At 68.7% G+C, this 14,684-nt stretch carries 13 protein-coding genes; 12 read left to right on the top strand and 1 reads right to left on the bottom strand.

Features of this window, described 5'->3' with window-relative positions; genetic code table 11:
* Positions 1-84 precede the first annotated feature (84 nt).
* From kduI to ASD56_RS00810, 7 genes are read left to right on the top strand one after another with little or no spacing between them, the layout of a single operon-like run.
* Entirely contained in the window at positions 85-873 is a 789-nt protein-coding gene (kduI, locus tag ASD56_RS00840) for a 5-dehydro-4-deoxy-D-glucuronate isomerase (RefSeq protein WP_235565457.1), read from the top strand.
* The gene (locus ASD56_RS00835) at positions 870-1,631 is read left to right on the top strand and encodes an SDR family oxidoreductase (RefSeq protein ID WP_235565456.1); all 762 of its coding nucleotides are present in this window, start codon (positions 870-872) and stop codon (positions 1,629-1,631) included. The genes kduI and ASD56_RS00835 overlap by 4 nt, the downstream gene beginning before the upstream one ends.
* On the top strand, positions 1,628-2,785 hold the full coding sequence (locus tag ASD56_RS00830; protein ID WP_235565455.1) for a sugar ABC transporter substrate-binding protein: 1,158 nt from the start codon (positions 1,628-1,630) through the stop codon (positions 2,783-2,785). The genes ASD56_RS00835 and ASD56_RS00830 overlap by 4 nt, the downstream gene beginning before the upstream one ends.
* Complete coding sequence (locus ASD56_RS00825) at positions 2,785-3,804, top strand: ABC transporter permease (protein ID WP_082541154.1); 1,020 nt, start codon at positions 2,785-2,787, stop codon at positions 3,802-3,804. The genes ASD56_RS00830 and ASD56_RS00825 overlap by 1 nt, the downstream gene beginning before the upstream one ends.
* The gene (locus tag ASD56_RS00820) at positions 3,801-5,324 is read left to right on the top strand and encodes a sugar ABC transporter ATP-binding protein (RefSeq protein WP_055960137.1); all 1,524 of its coding nucleotides are present in this window, start codon (positions 3,801-3,803) and stop codon (positions 5,322-5,324) included. The genes ASD56_RS00825 and ASD56_RS00820 overlap by 4 nt, the downstream gene beginning before the upstream one ends.
* The gene (locus ASD56_RS00815) at positions 5,324-6,325 is read left to right on the top strand and encodes an ABC transporter permease (RefSeq protein ID WP_055960135.1); all 1,002 of its coding nucleotides are present in this window, start codon (positions 5,324-5,326) and stop codon (positions 6,323-6,325) included. Before ASD56_RS00820 ends, ASD56_RS00815 begins: the two co-directional genes overlap by 1 nt.
* A 10-nt stretch (positions 6,326-6,335) precedes the next feature.
* Positions 6,336-7,820, top strand: a complete 1,485-nt coding sequence (locus tag ASD56_RS00810) for an aldehyde dehydrogenase family protein (RefSeq protein WP_055960130.1) — start codon at positions 6,336-6,338, stop codon at positions 7,818-7,820.
* Positions 7,821-8,019: 199 nt separating this feature from the next.
* On the opposite strand, the gene ASD56_RS00805 is transcribed toward ASD56_RS00810, so the two are convergent.
* Positions 8,020-8,586 (bottom strand): hypothetical protein, encoded by a 567-nt coding sequence (locus ASD56_RS00805; protein ID WP_055960127.1) that lies wholly within the window; start codon positions 8,584-8,586, stop codon positions 8,020-8,022.
* A gap of 168 nt (positions 8,587-8,754) precedes the next feature.
* On the opposite strand from ASD56_RS00805, the gene ASD56_RS00800 reads away from it, so the two are divergent.
* The 5 genes from ASD56_RS00800 to mmsB all read left to right on the top strand — a co-directional run bounded on the left by ASD56_RS00800 (position 8,755) and on the right by mmsB (position 14,671).
* Complete coding sequence (locus ASD56_RS00800; protein WP_055960124.1) at positions 8,755-9,774, top strand: LacI family DNA-binding transcriptional regulator; 1,020 nt, start codon at positions 8,755-8,757, stop codon at positions 9,772-9,774.
* A gap of 161 nt (positions 9,775-9,935) precedes the next feature.
* Positions 9,936-10,631: an L-ribulose-5-phosphate 4-epimerase gene (locus ASD56_RS00795; protein WP_055963380.1), complete on the top strand. Its 696-nt coding sequence runs from the start codon at positions 9,936-9,938 to the stop codon at positions 10,629-10,631.
* 90 nt (positions 10,632-10,721) lie between these two features.
* Positions 10,722-11,798, top strand: a complete 1,077-nt coding sequence (gene chvE, locus ASD56_RS00790; protein WP_200947468.1) for a multiple monosaccharide ABC transporter substrate-binding protein — start codon at positions 10,722-10,724, stop codon at positions 11,796-11,798.
* A gap of 96 nt (positions 11,799-11,894) precedes the next feature.
* On the top strand, positions 11,895-13,421 hold the full coding sequence (gene mmsA, locus ASD56_RS00785; protein WP_055960118.1) for a multiple monosaccharide ABC transporter ATP-binding protein: 1,527 nt from the start codon (positions 11,895-11,897) through the stop codon (positions 13,419-13,421).
* A 20-nt stretch (positions 13,422-13,441) separates the two neighbouring features.
* Positions 13,442-14,671 carry a multiple monosaccharide ABC transporter permease gene (mmsB, locus tag ASD56_RS00780; RefSeq protein WP_055960116.1) on the top strand — a complete coding sequence of 410 codons (1,230 nt, stop codon included), beginning with the start codon at positions 13,442-13,444 and terminating at the stop codon, positions 14,669-14,671.
* Positions 14,672-14,684 lie beyond the last annotated feature (13 nt).

Here is a 14,684-nt window from a genome sequence, read left to right as displayed (position 1 = left end):
CTACGGAACGCCGTTCAGATATATGAACGCTCGCACTCCAGACAGGAACCCCTCGTGAACCGTGATCGTCACGCTTCGGACCCCGTGTCCGCCCGTACCGCCTCGACGCAGGAGCTGCGCGACCAGTACCTGATCGACGGCCTTTTCGTCGAGGGCGAGGCGCGCACGCTGCACACCGCGGAGGACCGGATGCTGGTCGCGGGCGTCGTCCCGCTGGACGGCGACCTGGTGCTGCCCGAGATCGAGGCCGTCGGGGACGGCGGGCTCGAACGCCGCGAATTCGGCGTCATCAACCTCGGCGGCGACGGCGAAGTCGTCGTCGACGGCGAGGTGCACGCGCTCGGCCACCGCGACGGGCTCTATGCCGGACGGGGAAGCAGCCTCGTGTTCCGCGGGCGCGGCGCGCGCTTCTACGTGGTGTCCGCTCCCGCCCACGCCACTCACCCGGTCGTGCTGATCCCGTTCGCCGACACGGTCCCGGTCGAGCTCGGCAGCGAGGACGGTGCCGGCCGGCGTGCGCTTCACCGCTACGTGTGGGGAGACGGCCCCGTCGCCTCCAGCCAGCTGCAGTTCGGCGTCACCGTCCTGCACCCGGGCGCGGTGTGGAACACCTTCCCGCCTCACCTGCACTCCCGTCGCACCGAGATCTACCTGTACTTCGAACTCGAGCCGGCAGCGCGTGTCGTGCACCTCATGGGCGAGCCCGCGCACACCCGGCACCTCATCGTGGGCAACGAAGAGGGCGTCATCGCGCCGCGCTGGTCCATCCACTCCGGCGCGGGGACCGGGCGCTACTCGTTCGTCTGGGCCATGGCCGGCGACAACCGCGACTACGGCGACCTGACCGGCGTGAGTCCCGAGGACCTGCGGTGACCGATGCCGCGCTGTTCTCGCTCTCCGGCCGGACCGCACTGGTCACCGGCGCGGGGCGGGGGATCGGCCGCGAGATCGCCCGCGGGCTCGCCGCCGCCGGCGCCGACCTCGTGCTCGTCGGACGGGCGAAATCCATCACTCCCACCGCAGAGGAGCTCATCGCGGCGTCCCATCGCGTGCACGTGGTCGACGCGGACCTCAGCGACCTGAGCGCGCTTCCGGGTCTCATGGCCTCAGTCGCCGAGCGGTACGACGTCGAGATCCTGGTGAACTGCGCCGGCGTCATCCACCGCGGCCCCTTCCTCGACGTCGACGACGCCGCGTGGGACGAAGTGATGGGCGTCAACCTCGATGCGCCGCGACTGCTCAGCCGGGTCTTCGCCAGGGGCATGGTCGAACGCGGGCGCGGCAAGATCATCAACATCGCGAGCCTGCTGTCGTTCCAGGGCGGCAAGGAGGTCTCGAGCTACACCGTGAGCAAGCACGCGCTGCTCGGGCTCACCCACGCTCTGGCCAACGAGTGGGCAGGCCGCGGCATCCACGTCAATGCGATCGCTCCCGGTTACATCGCCACCGACAACACCGCGGCCCTCCGCCGCGACGCCGACCGCGACGCGGAGATCCTCTCGAGGATCCCCGCCGGTCGCTGGGGCCGACCCGAGGACCTCGTCGGCGCAGCCGTCTTCCTCGCGTCGCCCGCCTCCGACTACGTCACCGGACACACCCTCGTCGTCGACGGCGGGTGGATGTCGCGGTGATCCAGACCACCCACCACATCCCGAAATCCAACAAGGAGTACAGCATCATGACGCACACAGCTGTCCGCCGACGGGGCATCGCCGCCCTGTCGGCCGCAGGTCTCGTCGCGCTCGCCCTCGCCGGCTGTGCCGGGCAGGGCTCCGGCTCGGGCTCCGGCGACGACGCCGCGGCCGCCGGCGCCTGCGCACCCGAGGACATCACCCTCATCGGCCAGGTCCGCAACGAGACCAACCCCTACGAGAAGGCCTGGCTCGACGGCGGCGACGCCTTCGCCGAATCGGTCGGCCTGACCCAGACCCGCCTCACCTACGACGGCGAGTCGCCCAAGCAGCAGGATCAGCTGCGCCAGGCGCTGAGCACCGGCAACGCCGAGTGCATGGTGCTCAACGTGCTGCCCAACGGCGACTCCGACACCACGCCGATCGTCAAGGAGGCCGACGCCGCCGGTGCGTACCTCGTCACGCACTGGAACAAGCCCGCCGACCTCAACCCCTGGGACGGCTACGACACCTGGATCTCGCACATCACCTTCAACGGCGTCGACTCCGGCCGGCAGATCGCCGAGGCGATGTTCGAGGAGATGGGCGGCGAAGGCGGCATCATCGCGCTGCAGGGCATCCTCGACACCAGCGCGGCGAAGGACCGCTTCATCGGACTCCAGGAGGCGCTCGACGCGGCTCCCGGCGTCACGCTGCTCGACGAGCAGGCGGCCGACTTCGACCGCACGACCGCCTTCAATGTCACCAAGACGCTGCTCACCAAGCACGGTGACGCGATCAAGGGCGTGTGGGCCGCGAACGACGACATGGCGCTGGGCGCGCTGCAGGCGCTCGAGGCGGCGGGTCGCACCGACGTCAAGGTCGTCGGCATCGACGCGGTGCCCGAGGCCGTCCAGGCGATCGCCGACGGCACCATGACGGCGACGGTCTCGAGCGACGGTCCCTGGCAGGGCGGCATCGGCCTCGCGATGGGCTACTGCGCCCTGACCGGTGAGCTCGATGTGTCCTCGCTCAGCGAGGAGCAGCGCGCCTTCTACGCGAAGCAGACGCTGATCACGGCCGGCAACGCCGAAGAGAACCTGGCACCGGCGGCGAACCTCGCCGACTTCGAGTGCGACAACCTCTTCGACCGCGTCGACGGGCCGGTCGGCTGATGGTGACGCCCGCCCGGCTCGGGCAAGCGCCGCCCGCAGTCGGGCGGGCCGCGCCCCGCCGTCCCCGCCACGGCCTGCTCGCCGACGTCGGACCTCTCGCGGCGCTCGTGCTGCTGTGCGTGGTGTTCTCGGCGCTGAGCCCGCAGTTCCGCACCTGGGACAACTTCCGCAACGTGATGGACTCGGCATCCGTTCTCGCCGTCATCGCCGTGGGGCTCACTTTCGTCCTGCTGCTCGGCGCGATCGACCTGTCCATCGAAGGCGTCATGGCCACCGCGGCCATCAGCGTCGCGCTGCTCGTGGCGAACAACCGCAACGACATCGACCTGGGACTGCTCGGGATCGTGGCCGCGGTCGCACTCGGCGCGTGCTTCGGCCTCGCGAGCGGACTGCTGTCGACGGGGCTGAAGATCCCGTCGTTCATGACGACGCTCGGGATCTCGGCGATCGGCATCGGCATCGCGACCGTCCTGTTCGACGGCGTGCAGCCCACGATCCTGTCGCCCGAGATCGCCGAGTGGGCCTCGGGTCAGTGGTTCGGCCTCACCCGCCTCACCTTCGTCGCGCTGGCCGTCGTGGTCATCGGCGTGCTGATCCAGCGGTACACCCGTCTCGGCCGGTACGCCCGCGCCATCGGCGGCGCCGAAGAGCTCGCGCTGCTGTCGGGCGTACCCGTCCGGCGCTACAAGACCCTGGCCTTCGCGTTCGCGGGAGCGACCTACGGCCTCGCCGGCGTGATGGTCACGATCCAGCTCGGCTCGGGCATCGTGCAAGCGGGCGGTGGCCTGAACTTCGCCGCCATCACCGCCGCGGTCGTGGGCGGCACGCTGCTCTCCGGCGGTCGCGGGGGAGTCCTGCACTCCATCGTCGGCGTGCTGATCGTCACCGTCCTGGTGAACGGCCTCGTGCTGATCGGCGTCAGCCCCTACGTCCAGCGCGCGGTCCAGGGCGTCATCGTCGTCGTCGCCGTGGTCATCACGGCCTGGCCCCTCCGCGCCCGGATGAGAGTCGTCAAATGAACGTCACCGCACCCGTCCTCGCCGTGCGCGACCTCCGCAAGAGGTTCGCCGAGACGCGAGCCCTCGACGGCGTCAGCTTCGAAGTGCGCCCGCACGAGGTCGTCGGCCTCATCGGCGAGAACGGCGCCGGCAAGTCGACTCTGCTCAAGGCCCTCGTCGGCCTGATCCAGCCGGACTCGGGATCCATCGAGATGCGCGGAGTGCCGGTGAAGATGCGCGGCATCGCGCAGGCCGGCGCGGCCGGCATCGGCATGGTCTTCCAGGAGCAGTCGCTCATCCCCAACCTCACTGTGGCCGAGAACATCTTCCTCGGCGCCGAGGGCGGCGCAGTCGTCGGCGGCGTCTACCGCTGGCGCGAGCTCAACCGCCGGGCGCAGGCGCAGCTCGACAAGATCGGTTCCCGGATCTCGCCGACGGCGCTCACCGAGGACCTCAGCTTCGCCGACCGCCAGATGGTCGAGGTCGCCAAGGTGCTCGCCACCGAGGAGCGCACCAACGCCGAGCCGGTGGTGCTGCTCGACGAGCCCACCTCGGTGCTCGACCGCGACGAGACCGAGGTGCTGTTCGCGCAGATCGAGCGGCTGCGGTCGCAGGCATCCGTCGTCTTCGTCTCGCACCGCCTCGACGAGGTGCTGCGCGTCTGCGACCGCGTCTACGTGCTGCGCAACGGCGAGACCGTCGCCGAATGCACGCCCGGCGAGGTCGACGAGGCCACGCTGCGGCGCCTCATGATCGGCCGCGACCTCGAAGGCAGCCACTACGCCGAAGAAGAACAGGTTCCGGCGCGCGAGGAGGTGCTCCTCTCGGTCAGCGGGCTCACCGTTCGCGGGGTGTGCGACAAGGTCGACTTCGACCTGCACGAGGGCGAGGTGCTCGGCATCGCGGGCGTGCAGGGCTCGGGCCGCGAGGAGCTGTGCCGCAGCATCTTCGGCGCTCTCGGCATCCGCGACGGCCGCATCACCCTCGAGGGTCGCCGGCTTCGACCGCGCTCGCCGCGGGCCGTGATCGCGTCGGGCTTCGGGTTCGTCCCGGCCGAGCGCCGCAAGGAGGGGATGGTGGCGTCGATGTCGGTCGCCGAGAACATCACCCTGCCCCACATCGACGCGGTGTGCGCCGGCCCCGTGCTCATGCGCGGTCGCGAGCGCACACTGGCCGAGGAATGGATCGAGCGCCTGCGCATCAGGACACCCGGCCCGAACGCCGCGCTGGGGTCGCTGTCCGGCGGCAACCAGCAGAAGGCCGTGCTGGCGCGGTGGATGGTCTCGGACTCGCTGCGCCTGCTGATCCTCGACCACCCGACGCGCGGGCTGGACGTCGGCGCGAAGGGCGAGGTGTATCGCCTGATCCGCGAGCTCGCGGCATCCGGGGTCTCCGTCCTGCTGATGGCGGACAGCCTGGAAGAGCTCATCGCGATGAGCCACCGCGTGCTCGTCATGAAGGACGGCAAGGTCAGCGGAATGGTCGACGCGCCCACCGACGCCAAACCCGCACCCCTCGAGATCCTGGAGCGGATGGTCTGATGCGCATCTCAGAGAAGACCGGTTCGTGGGCCGTCGTCGCCGAGTCGCCCACGAGGTCGGCGGCGCGCACGCGCGGGCTGCTGTTGAAGTTCATGCCGGTGATCGTGCTGGTCGTGCTCGTCGCGGCGATCGCGTTCGCCAACCCCAACTTCCTGCGCCCGAACAGCATCTGGACGGCGCTGGACTCGGCGGTGCCGATCATGATCCTCGCCGCCGGCGCGATGCTGGTGATCCTGTGCGGCGGGATCGACCTGTCGATCGCCGCGATGGCGTCGATGGCGTCGGTCCTGGTCGCGCTGTGGATCCCCGTGCTCGACGGCTGGGTCGTCATCGCCGTCGTGGCGGTGTGCGCGCTGGCCGGCCTGCTGCAGGGCGCGATCCACGTCATCGCGCAGGTGCCGTCGTTCCTGGTGACGCTCGGCGGACTGGCCGTGTGGTCGGGCATCGCGCTCGTCGCCTCGGGGGCGGCCACCATCGGCGTCTCGGGCACGGCGCTGGACTGGACGTTCACGCGCATCGGCGACGCCCGCATCCCGAGCGCCGTTCTCGTCACCGCTGTCCTGGTGCTCGCGTTCGGCGCCGTGCTGCAGTTCACCCCTGCGCGCCGCTGGCTCATCGCGATCGGCAGCTCGGAGCCCGCCGCGCTGCTGGCCGGGCTCCCCGTGGCGCAGACCAAGCTCGCGGCCTTCACGATCTCGGGAGCGTGCGCCGGATTCGCCGGCGTCATGCTGGTGGGCCGCACCTTCAGCGGGGCTCCGACCCTCGCTGACTCCCTGCTTCTGCCGGTGGTCGCCGCCATCGTGGTGGGTGGAACGGCGATCACCGGCGGATTCGGCGGCATCGGCAGGACCGTCATCGGCGTGCTGATCATCACAGTGCTCCGCGTAGGCCTTACGGTCGCTGGGGTCCCCTCCTCGTATGAGCAGATCTTCTACGGGGTGCTCGTGATCGCCGCCGTCGCCCTGACCATCGACCGCTCCAAGCTCCCGTTCGTCAAGTGAAAGGACCAGCATGACCAGCACAGCGCTGCTGCCCCGGGTCGCCGATTTCGTCGGCACCCCCAGGAAACTCCTCATCGACGGCGAGTGGACGGATGCCGCGGACGGCCGGACCTTCGCCACCATCGATCCCGCCACCGAGGACGAGATCACCCAGGTCGCACAGGCCGGTGCGGAAGACGTGAACCGGGCGGTCCGGGCCGCCCGGCGCGCGTTCGAGCACGGCTCGGCGTGGAACCGGTTCACCCCGCGTCAGCGCGGGCGCCTGCTGTGGCGGATCGCGGACCTGCTCGAGGAGAACGCCGACGAGCTCGCCCAGCTGGAGGCGCTCGACGGCGGCAAGCCGTTCGTCGGTGCGCGCGACGGCGACGTGGCGACGGCTGCGGAGCTGTTCCGCTACTTCGCCGGCTGGTCGAACAAGTTCGAGGGCACGACCATCCCGATGTCCAGCGAGACGGCCCAGTTCCACGCGTACACGGTGCGCGAGCCGCTCGGGGTGGTCGCGGGGATCGTGCCGTGGAACTTCCCGCTGACGATGGCGGCGTTCAAGATCGTCCCGGCGATCACCGTCGGCAACACCGTCATCCTCAAGCCCGCCGAGCAGACCCCGTTGACCGCGCTGCGCCTGGGCGAGCTGATGCTCGAGGCCGGTCTTCCGGCGGGCGTGGTGAACGTGCTTCCCGGCTTCGGCGACACCGGCGCGGCCCTCGTCGATCACATCGACGTCGACAAGGTGGCCTTCACCGGGTCGACTGCGGTCGGCAAGAAGATCGCCGCCGCGGCCAGCCGCAACCTCAAGAAGGTGTCGCTCGAGCTCGGCGGCAAGGCGCCGAACATCGTGTTCGATGACGCAGAGCTGGCCAAGGCGATCCCGGGATCGGCGCACGCCGCCTTCTTCAACCAGGGTCAGTGCTGCGTGAACGGCTCGCGTCTGTACGTGCAGCGCGGCGTGTTCGACGAGGTCGTCGCAGGGATCTCGGAGATCGCCCGCGGCATCCGCGTGGGAAGCGCCTTCGACGACGCGACCGACATGGGCCCGCTCATCTCGGACGAGCAGTTCGCGAAGGTGACCGGATATCTCGAGGCCGGCGTCGCCGAGGGAGCGACGGTCGCCGAGGGTGGCGTCCGCGTCGGCGATCGCGGCTACTTCGTGCGTCCGACCGTGTTCACCGACGTCAGCGAGCGGATGTCGATCCAGCAGGATGAGATCTTCGGGCCCGTCGTGACGGCCGTGCCGTTCGACACCGAGGAAGAGGCCGTGGCGCTGGCGAACAACACGCGGTACGGGCTGGCGGCGGGGGTGTGGTCGCGCGACATCGGCACCGCGCACCGGGTCGGCGGACGCCTGCGCGCCGGCACCGTGTGGCTGAACACGTGGCACGCCGACGACGTCACGCTTCCGCGCGGCGGGTACAAGGAATCGGGCTGGGGACGCGAGCTGGGAGCGTTCGGCCTCGACGACTACACCGAGCTAAAGACGGTCATCGCCGAGCTCTGAGTCGGCGTGACGGAAGGCCCCGCTGAGGCGGGGCCTTCTGTCGTGAGACGGCGGGTTAGGCTGGCGGGATGACGAATCCTCAGGGCGGCAAGGGCGGGGTGTCCCCGACCCGCGTGGCGATCTGGGTCGTCGTCTCGGCCGTCGCGCTCTACATGATCGTGTCGGGCCTCATCGGCGCACTGACGTAGGGCTGCTGGGCTCAGGCCCCTTGGCCCGGGCGATCGTCGCCGGCGGCCGGCTTCGGGGCGACGTCGGAAAGCCCCAGCAGGAACCGCACGATCTCCAGTCCCGGTGCCTCGAGCACGGGCCCTCTGCCGAACTGCCAGTCCATGTCGGTCGCGCGCAGTGCATGACCGGCGACGACGGCCCGGCGGTCGAACGAAGCGGTGGTCGCCGCGTACAGCGCGACGGTGCCCAGGGTGAGGTCGGCGATCCGAGGCGTGCCGCCGGTCTCGTCGGCCAGGACCAGCAGGGCTCGCACCGCCCGCGCGAGCGCAGCCGTCCGCTGGCGACGGCCGCGCCTGACCTCGTGCGCGAGCTCCGCCAGCCCTCTCGCATCGACGTCGTCCTCAGGCGTGGCGCTCACGCGGGCACTCCGAGCGAATCGGGTGGCCAGCGCGTCATCCGCATCGGCGGGAGCAGCCGCCACCAGCCGGGCCGCCTCTTCGATCACGGCGGCGATGGCCTCGGAACGGTCGCTCGTCACGCCCGACTCATCGCCGGAGGGGCGATTGCTCAAGGGCAGGAAGCGGCTGAAGTCCACCATGCGAGTGTAGGCATGCGAACGGCATGTGACACGGTGTGACAACGAGCCCGGATCGCGCGCTCGTCGGCGGATGCCGTGTGACAAGTCACATGCGCACTGCCGGTTCCCGTGCATAATGGGGCGGTAACGGATGTGACCGTACACACCCCCGAGCCCGAAACCGCGTGCATGAGCGACGATCTGCCGAGCCGGAGACCGAGCATCCGAGATGTCGCTCGCATAGCCGACGTCTCGTATCAGACCGTCTCCCGTGTGCTCAACGACCACCCGAGCGTCCGGCCCGAGACGCGGCAGAGCGTGCTCGATGCGATGGCGCAGCTCAACTACCGGCCGAACCTCGCCGCCAGATCGCTGGTCACCAACCGCTCGCAGACCATCGGAGTCCTCGCCGCAGCGAGCTCGATGTACGGGCCGGCGTCGAGCATCGCGGCGATCGAGGAAGCCGCACGCGCCCGCGGCTACTGGGTGAGCACGGCGAACATCGACCCTGCCGATCCGGACTCGATACCGGCGGGGCTGGCCCACCTGAACGCGCAGTCGATCGAGGGTCTGGTGGTGATCGCGCCGCAGGTGCGGGTCTTCCGGGTGCTCGCCGCGCTGTCGCTCGACATCCCGTACGTCACCCTGCAGTCCACCGACCTGGATCCCCAGCACACCCTGTCCGTCGACCAGTTCGCCGGCGCGCGCATGGCGACGAGGCACCTGATCGGCGAGGGACACCGCGAGATCTACCACCTCGCAGGACCGCAGGACTGGATCGAGGCGGAAGCGCGCATGCGAGGCTTCCTCGCCGAGATGAGCGCGAGCGACATCCCCACCACGGCGCCGATCCTGGGTGACTGGACCGCGGAGTTCGGCTATTACGCCGGTCGCGAGCTGCTGCAGGTGCGGGACTTCACCGCCATCTTCTCGTCCAACGATCAGATGGCCCTCGGGCTCATCCATGCCATCCACGACGCGGGACTCGACGTCCCCGGCGACATCAGCATCGTCGGTTTCGACGACGTACCCGAAGCGGGTCATTTCTGGCCGCCGCTCACGACCGTGCGCCAGGATTTCGCCGAGCTCGGTCGTCGCTGCGTCGAGCTCCTGCTCGGCCCGGCGGGCGAGGGGGCCGCTCCCGCGGTGGCCACGATCTCGCCCGAGCTCATCGTTCGTCGATCGACCGGTCCGGTGCGGCCGCGCTGAGGTCCCGTTACCAAGACGAGACCGGTCTCGATTGACAGTCTCGCCGCCTGCTGGTTTAGTGTTCCGATGTGAACGGTCACACGCCGATCACATGAGCACCAACCCGATGAAGGAGCCACGCCGTGGTGAAGGGCAAAGACGCCGAGGTCCGCGAGAGGTACGTGAGCGGCGTCAAGACGGAGGTCCTCATCGCCCGCGTGCGCACCGAGGTCGCCGATGTCCACGAGCAGCTCTTCCGGTCCGGCCTGGCGGTGTGGTCCGACGGCAGCGCCTCGTGCCGAGTGCCCGGGGCGGACCTCTTCGTCATCAAGCCGACGGGCGTTCCGTACGACGGCCTCGCGCCCGAGAACATGATCGTCTGCGACCTCGACGGCGCGGTGCTCGACGGCACGCCCGGCTCCGAGCGCGCACCGTCCGCCGATACCGCCACGCACGCCTACGTCTACCGGAGCATGCCCGAGGTGGGCGCCGTGGTGCACACCCACTCGCCCTACGCGGTGGCCTGGGCGGCTCGCGGCGAGGAGATCCCCTGCGTGACGACGGCGATGGCCGACGAGTTCGGCGGACCGATCCCGCTGGCGCCGCTCGTCGTCGAGAACGCGGATGATGTCGGCCGGGCCGTGGCCGAGACTCTCGCCGGACACCGCTCTCGTGCGGTGCTGCTGCGCAGCCACGGACCATACGCCGTGGGGGCGACCAGCGCAGACGCACTGCGCGTGGCGATCGCCACCGAGGCCGCCGCCCGGGCGGCTCACTTCGCCGCGCAGCTCGGCCCCCTGGTGGCGCTTCCGCAGGAGGCGATCGACCACCTGTACACGAGCGGTCAGACCCGACCGCCGGCACCGACTTACAACTGAATACCCAAACCAAGACGAAGACGTCCAACGAAAGGACACACAGTGAAGGGCAAGAAGATTCTTCTGGCCGCGATCGCGGCGAGCGCGCTGATGCTCTCGGCATGCGCTGGCGGATCGGGCGACAGCGGTTCCGGCGACGGTGGCGGAGACGGCGGCCTCATCGGCGTCGCGATGCCGACCAAGAGCTCGGAGCGCTGGATCCAGGACGGCGACGCCGTCAAGGCCGAGCTCGAGGCAGCCGGCTACAAGGTCGACCTGCAGTACGCCGAGGACGACATCCCCACGCAGGTGTCGCAGATCGAGAACATGATCACCAAGGGCGCCGAGGCGCTGATCGTGGCGTCGATCGACGGCACCACGCTGTCGGAGGTCCTGCAGACGGCCGCGGATGCCGACATCCCGGTCATCGCGTACGACCGCCTGATCAAGGGCACGGAGAACGTCGACTACTACGCGACGTTCGACAACTTCCTCGTCGGCCAGCAGCAGGCCTGGACCCTGCTCAACGGCCTGGGTCTTACCGACCTCGAGGGCAACCCGGTCGACGGCGCGCCCGAGGGCCCGTTCAACATCGAGCTGTTCGCGGGATCGCTGGACGACAACAACGCGTTCTTCTTCTTCAATGGCGCGATGGACGTGCTCGAGCCGCTGATCGAGGACGGCACGCTCGTCGTGAAGTCGGGTCAGACCGACATCGAGCAGGCCGCCACGCTGCGCTGGGACGGCGAGACCGCGCAGAGCCGCATGGAGGACCTCCTCACGGCGAACTACTCCGACGGCGACCAGGTCGACGCCGTGCTCAGCCCCTACGACGGCATCTCGCGCGGCATCATCTCCGCCCTGACCGACGCGGGCTATGCGACCGGTGAAGAGTGGCCGATCATCTCGGGTCAGGACGCCGAGGTCGACTCGGTCAAGGCCATCCTCTCGGGCGAGCAGTACGCCACGATCTTCAAGGACACCCGCGAGCTCGCGAAGGTCGCCGCCGCCATGGCGATCGACATCCTCGCCGGCGACGAGGTCGAGGTGAACGACGAGGAGACGTACGACAACGACGTGAAGGTCGTGCCCTCGTACCTGCTCGCGCCCATCCCGGTCGTGAAGGACAACGTCGAGTCGGCTCTGGTCGACACCGGCTACTGGACGAAGGAAGACCTGGGCCTCTAAGCCCGGCGACGCCTGCCGACGACGGCGGCGGGGGCACTACACCCCCGCCGCCGTCGCCGGTACGCTCCCACTGTCAACCCACGAGGAAGTCGGAACGTGACGAACAACATTCTGGAGATGCGCGGCATCACCAAGACGTTCCCCGGTGTCAAGGCACTCGCGAACGTCAACTTCGAAGTCGAGAGCGGCGAGATCCACGCGATCTGCGGCGAGAACGGCGCCGGGAAGTCGACGCTGATGAAGGTCCTGTCGGGGGTCTACCCGCACGGGACCTACGACGGGCAGATCGTCTACGCAGGCGAGGAGGTCGAGTTCAAAAACCTCAACGACAGCGAGGCCAAGGGCATCGTCATCATCCATCAGGAGCTCGCCCTCAGCCCTTACCTCTCGATCGCCGAGAACATCTTCCTCAACAACGAGCGCAAGAGCCGCGGCCTGATCGACTGGAACAAGACCAACTACGAAGCCGCCGCCCTGCTCAAGCGGGTGGGCCTCCGTGAGAACCCGACCACGAACATCAATCAGATAGGCGTCGGCAAGCAGCAGCTCGTCGAGATCGCCAAGGCATTGTCGAAGGAGGTGAAGCTCCTCATCCTCGACGAGCCGACCGCGGCTCTCAACGACGAGGACTCCGATCACCTGCTCGACCTCATCCTCAGCCTCAAGGCCGAGGGGATCACGTCGATCATCATCAGCCACAAGCTCAACGAGATCAAGAAGGTCGCCGACACCGTCACGATCATCCGCGACGGCAAGACGATCGAGACCATCGCCAAGTCCGACGTCACCGAGGACCGCATCATCAAGGACATGGTCGGCCGGGATCTCGAGCACCGCTACCCCGACCACGAGCCGCACATCGGCGAAGAGCTGCTCCGCGTCGAGGACTGGACCGCCCACCACCCGCAGGACCCCTCGCGCGTGATGGTCGACAGCGTGTCGCTCAACGTCCGCGCCGGCGAGATCGTCGGTCTCGCGGGCCTGATGGGAGCCGGCCGCACCGAGTTCGCCATGAGCCTCTTCGGCCACAGCTACGGCTCCCGCATCTCCGGCAAGGTCTTCATGCGCGGCAAGGAGATCAAGACCCGGACGGTCGCCGAGGCGATCGAGAACGGCATCGCCTATGCCACCGAGGATCGCAAGACCTTCGGCCTGAACCTCATCGAGGACATCAAGCGCAACATCTCGATGGCCTCGCTCGGCAAGCTCACCCGCGGTGGACTCGTCGACGACAACGAGGAGTACAAGGTCGCGAACGAGTACCGCCGCGACCTGAACATCAAGGCCCCGAACGTCCTGGTCAAGACCGGCAAGCTATCCGGCGGCAACCAGCAGAAGGTCGTCCTGTCGAAGTGGATCTACTCGGACCCGGACGTGCTGATCCTCGATGAGCCGACCCGAGGAATCGACGTCGGCGCGAAGTACGAGATCTACACGATCATCAACAAGCTCGCGGCATCCGGAAAGGGGATCATCGTGATCTCATCCGAACTGCCTGAGCTTCTCGGCATCTCCGATCGCGTCTACGCGCTGTCGGAAGGCCGCCTGACCGGCGAGCTGCCGATCGAAGAGGCAACACCCGAATCCGTCCTCAAGCTGATGACCATGGAAAAGCCGCGCTGACGGCGCCAGGAGAGAACGACATGTCAGACAACCCCAATACCAGCACGGCCGTCGGCGCCGGCATCAACCCGTCCGAGAACAAGTTCACCGACTGGCTCAGCCATGTGCTGGCCGATCTCGGCAAGAACGGCATCTTCATCGCGCTGATCGCCGTGATCGCGCTGTTCGCCATCCTCACCGACGGCATCCTGCTCCGCCCGCAGAACATCTCGAACCTCGTCGTGCAGAACGGGTACATCCTCGTTCTCGCGATCGGCATGGTGATGGTCATCATCGCCGGCCACATCGACCTGTCGGTGGGCTCGGTCGCGGCATTCATCGGCGCCATCTCGGGCGTGCTCGCCGTGAAGATGGAATACCCTTGGTGGCTCGCCGTCGTCATCTCGCTCGCCATCGCCGCCCTTGTCGGGGCCTGGCAGGGATTCTGGGTCGCCTTCGTCGGCATACCCGCATTCATCGTGACGCTGGCCGGCATGCTCATCTTCCGAGGTCTCGCGCTCGTCGTACTGGGCAACGCGAACATCGGCTCCTTCCCGACGGAGTATCGAGCGCTCGGGAACGGGTTCCTCTCGGGGCTGTTCGGCGAGTCGGAGCCGGACGTCTTCACGCTCGCGGTCGGGGCAGTGGCGGTCGTCGCGCTCGTGGTCCAGCAGGTGCGCACGCGCATGGGTCGTCAGAAGTACGGCCAGGAGGTCGAGCCCCTGACGTGGTTCGTCATCAAGCTCGTGCTGGTCGCCGGCGTCATCGGCTGGTTCGCCTGGGCACTCGCGTCGTACAAGGGCATCCCGGTCACGCTGATCATCCTCGCCGTGCTCATCCTCGTGTACGGCGTCGTGATGAACCGGACAGTGTTCGGCCGGCACATCTACGCCATCGGCGGCAACCGTCACGCCGCCGACCTGTCGGGCATCAAGACCCGCCGCGTCGACTTCTGGCTGTTCGTCAACATGGGCTTCCTCGCCGGCCTCGCAGGCCTGATCTTCACCGCGCGCCTCAACCTCGCCGGGCCGAAGGCCGGTGACGGCTTCGAACTCGAGGCGATCTCGGCCGCCTTCATCGGCGGCGCCGCGGTCCAGGGCGGCGTCGGCACGATCGGCGGGGCCATCATCGGTGGCCTCATCATCGGCGTGCTGAACAACGGCATGTCGATCATGGGCATCGGCATCGAGTGGCAGCAGGCCGTCAAGGGCCTCGTGCTGCTGTTCGCCGTCGCCTTCGACGTCTACAACAAGCGGCGCTCGGGCGTCTAGCCGTTGGGAGAAC

The sequence above is a fragment of the Microbacterium sp. Root166 genome (assembly GCF_001427145.1).
Lineage (GTDB): Bacteria > Actinomycetota > Actinomycetes > Actinomycetales > Microbacteriaceae > Microbacterium.
This window is presented reverse-complemented; position numbering and strand designations above follow the sequence as displayed.

What these genes read in the sequence shown, in the direction of transcription:
- ASD56_RS00810 (WP_055960130.1), top strand. Translation starts at nt 6,336, where the DNA reads ATGACCAGCACAGCGCTGCTGCCCCGGGTCGCCGATTTCGTCGGCACC.
- ASD56_RS00820 (WP_055960137.1), top strand. Translation starts at nt 3,801, where the DNA reads ATGAACGTCACCGCACCCGTCCTCGCCGTGCGCGACCTCCGCAAGAGG.
- ASD56_RS00800 (WP_055960124.1), top strand. Translation starts at nt 8,755, where the DNA reads ATGAGCGACGATCTGCCGAGCCGGAGACCGAGCATCCGAGATGTCGCT.
- chvE (WP_200947468.1), top strand. Translation starts at nt 10,722, where the DNA reads ATGCTCTCGGCATGCGCTGGCGGATCGGGCGACAGCGGTTCCGGCGAC.
- ASD56_RS00815 (WP_055960135.1), top strand. Translation starts at nt 5,324, where the DNA reads ATGCGCATCTCAGAGAAGACCGGTTCGTGGGCCGTCGTCGCCGAGTCG.
- ASD56_RS00825 (WP_082541154.1), top strand. Translation starts at nt 2,785, where the DNA reads ATGGTGACGCCCGCCCGGCTCGGGCAAGCGCCGCCCGCAGTCGGGCGG.
- mmsB (WP_055960116.1), top strand. Translation starts at nt 13,442, where the DNA reads ATGTCAGACAACCCCAATACCAGCACGGCCGTCGGCGCCGGCATCAAC.
- ASD56_RS00805 (WP_055960127.1), bottom strand. Translation starts at nt 8,586, where the DNA reads ATGGTGGACTTCAGCCGCTTCCTGCCCTTGAGCAATCGCCCCTCCGGC.